The 416-nt window shown below is 60.3% G+C and carries 1 protein-coding gene; it reads left to right on the top strand.

From position 1 onward, the window contains the following. On the top strand, positions 1 to 416 hold a 416-nt coding region (locus tag SB756_RS28215), incomplete at both ends, for an immunoglobulin-like domain-containing protein (RefSeq protein ID WP_410912787.1).

Raw genomic sequence — 416 nt, 5'->3', positions numbered from 1 at the left:
GTTACCGAAGGCGGCGAGATCACCTACACCATCACGCTGACCAACAAAGACGGTCTGCCGATCAACAACCATGGCGCCCTGACCTTCACGCTGAGCGACGGCAAAACCGTCATCACCGTACCGGCCAACGGCACCAGCGGTTCGATCAGCGTGACTGCCCCGGACAACGTCTACGTTGGCAGCAACCCTGCAGTGGTCAACTCCATTGCGACCGTTGCGGGCGCTGACGTCGGCAAGTTCGAGCAACTGACTCTCGACAAAACTCCGGTCACCACCACCGTTACCGATGAGCCAGGTACCCCGGGCAACCCAGGCGGCAACAACGAAGGCGATCTGGTCAAAGTCACCATCACGGCCGACCAGACTTCGGTGGCCGAGAACGTCAAACCGACCTTCACCGTGCACATCAACACCGC

The organism is Pseudomonas sp. SIMBA_068 (assembly GCF_046534705.1).
Lineage (GTDB): Bacteria > Pseudomonadota > Gammaproteobacteria > Pseudomonadales > Pseudomonadaceae > Aquipseudomonas > Aquipseudomonas putida.
This window is presented reverse-complemented; position numbering and strand designations above follow the sequence as displayed.